The organism is Microcystis sp. M113S1 (assembly GCF_020246945.1).
Lineage (GTDB): Bacteria > Cyanobacteriota > Cyanobacteriia > Cyanobacteriales > Microcystaceae > Microcystis.
Window position 1 is genome coordinate 1 of the sequence record NZ_JADBSA010000021.1, and the last position, 4,108, is coordinate 4,108.

General features: G+C 45.0%; 4 protein-coding genes and 1 pseudogene. 3 read left to right on the plus strand and 2 right to left on the minus strand.

Annotated features, from left to right (window positions below; genetic code table 11):
* Positions 1-433 precede the first annotated feature (433 nt).
* Together IM319_RS01345 and IM319_RS01350 are read left to right on the plus strand one after the other, a co-directional pair.
* Complete coding sequence (locus IM319_RS01345; RefSeq protein WP_286826384.1) at positions 434-1,033, plus strand: DUF1517 domain-containing protein; 600 nt, start codon at positions 434-436, stop codon at positions 1,031-1,033.
* Positions 990-1,922 (plus strand): hypothetical protein, encoded by a 933-nt coding sequence (locus IM319_RS01350; RefSeq protein WP_287734325.1) that lies wholly within the window; start codon positions 990-992, stop codon positions 1,920-1,922. Before IM319_RS01345 ends, IM319_RS01350 begins: the two co-directional genes overlap by 44 nt.
* A 259-nt stretch (positions 1,923-2,181) precedes the next feature.
* On the opposite strand, the gene IM319_RS01355 is transcribed toward IM319_RS01350, so the two are convergent.
* Positions 2,182-2,697 (minus strand): phycobiliprotein lyase, encoded by a 516-nt coding sequence (locus tag IM319_RS01355; RefSeq protein WP_287687316.1) that lies wholly within the window; start codon positions 2,695-2,697, stop codon positions 2,182-2,184.
* A gap of 61 nt (positions 2,698-2,758) precedes the next feature.
* Entirely contained in the window at positions 2,759-3,427 is a 669-nt protein-coding gene (locus IM319_RS01360) for a HEAT repeat domain-containing protein (protein ID WP_044034732.1), read from the minus strand.
* Between the two features lie 325 nt (positions 3,428-3,752).
* Here IM319_RS01360 and IM319_RS01365 point away from each other — a divergent pair.
* Positions 3,753-4,103, plus strand: a pseudogene (locus tag IM319_RS01365) (Rpn family recombination-promoting nuclease/putative transposase); the annotation flags it as partial.
* Positions 4,104-4,108 lie beyond the last annotated feature (5 nt).

Here is a 4,108-nt window from a genome sequence, read left to right on the forward strand (position 1 = left end):
TTAGACTTTTTGTCAATCAAAAAGTACCGGACTGGGAGTGATCAGGGGGAAAATTCCGGGACTTTTTCCCTGAAAATTAGGTAGTTGACCACCTGAAAATCGGTAAAACCCTACACCCCACACCCCACACCCCACACCCTACCCCCAGGAAAAACTTTTTCAGCAGACCCTAATTATAGACTGTTAACAGGGCATCAAGGCATAGGAGCCTAGAAAATGGCCAATTGAAGGTAGGTTGGGTTGAAGCATGAAACCCAACACCTGCATGGGTTACGAAGTGCGCTAACCCATCCTACAAATAATTGTGCCTCCCTACTGATCAGCTTTTATTTATCCGATTAATTGGCCCTTATCACCTTGATCGAGCTGATGACTTCAAGACTAATGACTGCTAACCTTAACGACAATTTTTGATTTTTACAAGAGGTCTATTATGAGTTCTTTAGGCGATCGCTTCAAGAAATTTGCGGGTAAAACTCGCTATGTGGTCTGTCGCTTATTTTTGCATCTCTACGGACAAGAAATCGCACCTCTGATCGGTATTCTTAATCGTACCGGCCGGGAGGCGATCGATTCCGAAGGCGATTTGGAGGTCATGGGAGAGGGTTTAGTAGAAATTTGTCAAAATCTGCTGCAGATGAACCTCTATTGGTTTTCTGTGGCTAATGAGGGCGATGTTTTTTGGAATGAGGGGGAAGCAGGGGACTACGTTAACGAACTGTTTACCGATTCTGCGGCCAGATACCTAAGTGAATCGGTGTCTTCACAAGTGGGGGAAAAGGAACCCTTAACTTTACCCGTCACCGATAACTTAGTTATTATGATCACAATAGCCTTCGAGGGTGAGAGTGCTGCTTTAGAAACTAGCCTAGCCGATCGAGAGGCCCTGGAAGATGGTTTAAAATCAATAATTAACCTCCACTACCAAGGTCGGCTGCGCGCGATTCAGGTACATTTTTCTCCTGCTCAATTGGGAGATGAATTGACCAATGAGCAACTATTACTCAACTTCCCCGAATTACTGCCTTTATAGTCTTAATTTTGCCCTTATGCTGCGCCAAGTAACGACAATCTTTTTAATTCTTACCCTTTGTTGCACAACGGTGGCCTGTGGTTCCTCGTCAAATCAAACTCAGTCACCGTCAGCTAATAACAGTAGTGTAAGACAACAATCCAATCAGGTTAGTAGCGGTCGCTACGAGGTGCAACAAGCTACCTACGATGACGGAGATGGCACTTATACCTTAATGCTGTTAAACACCCCTGGGGGGACTTCTCCCCTCTTTCGCACCACTAACCTACAAATGGCTAGATTAACCGAGGAGGACATTGCTAAAGGGGAAAAAACCGCAGTAGAAATCAACGGCGCTCAAGCTACCCTGTACATGACCGAAGATTTTAAAATCGAGTATGTCCATAATGTCACGGAAGTGCGGAACAATCCCCAAACCGGACAACAGGAAACCGTGGTGATTCGGCAAGAATCGAGTTTTTGGAGTCCTTTTTTCGGTGCTGTTGCTGGTCAAGCTTTGGGTAGCTTGCTCTTTCGTCCTCAATACTACGTTCCTCCCCTCTATACTCCGGGGGGTGTGATGACCGGTTTTGGTGGTTCCGGTTCCACCTATAATCAGGCAGTAGATCAATACCGGACTAAACATAATAGTCCACCTCCGGCAGTCAAAAATCGGCAAACTCTCCGTTCTACTGGCAATTTACGTCGTTATCCCAGTAATACTTCCTCTAGTCCCAATCGCAGCACCACAACCACCACAAAACCCAGTGGTTCCGGTTATGGTTCCAGTACCCTGAAGAATTCGGGTAAATCTGATAATGTCAAACGTTCTCCTAGTTTCGGTTCCTCTGGTTCCCGTCGTACCCCTAGTCGCAGTGGTTTCGGCAGCAGCAGACGCGGCCGACGTTAGCAGGATTTGACTGGAGTGGTGGAAGATTAACCCTGTCTTCCCCACCTCAGACATTGGAGATGGCCACTACTTAGGAGCTGCTGAAAAAGTTTTTCGTGGGGACAGGGTGTGGGGTGTTAGGGGTTGGGGGTTGGGGGTTGGGGTGTAGGGTTTTACCACCTGAATTTTCCCCCTGATCACTCCCATGCCTGGTACTTGTTGATTGACAAAAGGTCTAAAAGTCTTACCTAACAAGGTTTTAAGATTTATTCGGCAAACCCTACTTAGGAGCAACCATTTTGCGAATTTCCGAATAGAAAACCGTCTGGCGATCGCCATTGTCCCACTGGATAATACTGGTACGCAATCTCAGATTAGGACTAGCAAACCAGATTCTTTCCTCGATACGATGGTGATTATCCTCGATGGTTAAAGTTAAAGATTGATCGCTTCTGAGACGATATTCTCCCAGCGCTGCCGATTTACCGTCCGATTTGATTAATTTTCCTTGCCAAGAATTCTCTGAAGGTAGCCAAACTAAATAGCTAGAACTGATTTTTTTCGGTTGTCCATAATCTACAGAATTATCCCAAGTCGCTTTCCATCCCCCTAAACTGGCCTGGGACTGACAGTTATTTTCTAAACATAATTGCACCACATCGGCAGCATCGGCAGCCAGCAAATCGATGGTGATTTCTGCTTTATTATTGGCAACTTTTTGAGCGGCTAATTGATAACTGGTACGCTGAGAAAACCATTTACCCGCACAGAGATTAATAAATTCTTGAATGTCCATGAATGGCTGTAGGCAAAGATCGATCGCTCTGGAAGAATAGATTATTCATTCTATCCTATCCCTAGACGTTGGCCAATTTTTGCAAGGATAAACGGGCCGCTTCGCGCACTTGCGGATGTTCGTCCTTGACCAAAAATTTTAAGGCTGCGATCGTTTTTTCCGCCGGAAGGTGGCCTAAAGCTTCCGCTAATCGCTGCCGGATTAACCAGTCATCGGAGTTAACAAAGGTTAAAAGCTTCTCGACGGTTTCCACTGCTTTGATTTCCCCAAGAGCGGCAATAGCGGCCTGTTGAATAACCGCTTCGTTACTATCTAAAGCCGATAATAACACCTGTTTAGCCCGAATATCGCCCAAATTGCCCAAAGCGACGGCGGCACTAAAGCGGACTAACCATTGTGTGTCTTCGTAAAAAGCCCGTTGTAGGGGTTCAAAAGCGCGAATATCTTCTAAATAACCTAAGGCCCCCGCTGCATCGGCGCGAATGCCATAATCGGCATCATTGGCTAACAAATCCACTAGGATAGGAAAGCATTCCTCGGTTTGTTTGACTCCCAAAGCAAAGACAGCCATCGATCGCACTGGCAGCATTTCATCATAAAGGACTTTTTTGATCAAGGGTACAGCTTCCTCTGGGGTCACTTCTCGCAGGGATGCCAAGGCCAGCAGACGATCTTTAGAGTTGCTGCTTTCTAACTGGAGGGCAATGGTTTCCATATCAGGCTTACTCATTTTTGTCAATCACTTGTAATATTTCTTTAATTCTAACGCAATTGTTTCTAAGTCAGCAGCTTTAGTGGACTGAAACAGCTAAATTTTGTGTATTGGATATAGCAGTTATCTTCTTTGTGCTGTTTTAGGGGGATTCAACCTGCTCCATCTTGATTTTGTAGAAATATCTAGGGTTTGAACGAGCCAATTGGCGATCCCAAAGTGCTCGCGTAGCGAGATCGCACTCTCGGCACTGTTCCGCTTACCTTATTCGCTAAAAACCATACAGGATAAAGGTAACAGCAATTTTAAAACCCTTCCCTTAAAAAATTAAGCGAACAATGAGTTATTACCCTTTGCTGTCCTCAGCAATACCGATGATCCCGAACAGGTGTTAAGTCAGGTGTCCCTTTCTCTAGAAACTATCTCCCAAAAACAGGTGCAAAGCAATCTCGCTGCCGCCACCAGTATTCTCGCCGGGTTAGTATTAAATCGAGAGACGATTTAAAAAATCCTTCGGAGTGAGATTATGAGAGAATCAGTCATCTATCAAGATATTTTAGAGGAAGGAGAATTATCCGCTAAATTAAACTCTATTCCCCGTTTATCGGTCTTAGGGTTAACTAGAGAACAAATTGCCCAAGCTTTAGACTTAGAAATTGAACAAGTACAAGAAGTCATTGAGGGACAAAATTGAGTGAA

Coding starts and splice junctions, on each gene's coding strand:
- IM319_RS01345 (WP_286826384.1), top strand. CDS start 434: ATGAGTTCTTTAGGCGATCGCTTCAAGAAATTTGCGGGTAAAACTCGC.
- IM319_RS01350 (WP_287734325.1), top strand. CDS start 990: ATGAGCAACTATTACTCAACTTCCCCGAATTACTGCCTTTATAGTCTT.
- IM319_RS01355 (WP_287687316.1), bottom strand. CDS start 2,697: ATGGACATTCAAGAATTTATTAATCTCTGTGCGGGTAAATGGTTTTCT.
- IM319_RS01360 (WP_044034732.1), bottom strand. CDS start 3,427: ATGAGTAAGCCTGATATGGAAACCATTGCCCTCCAGTTAGAAAGCAGC.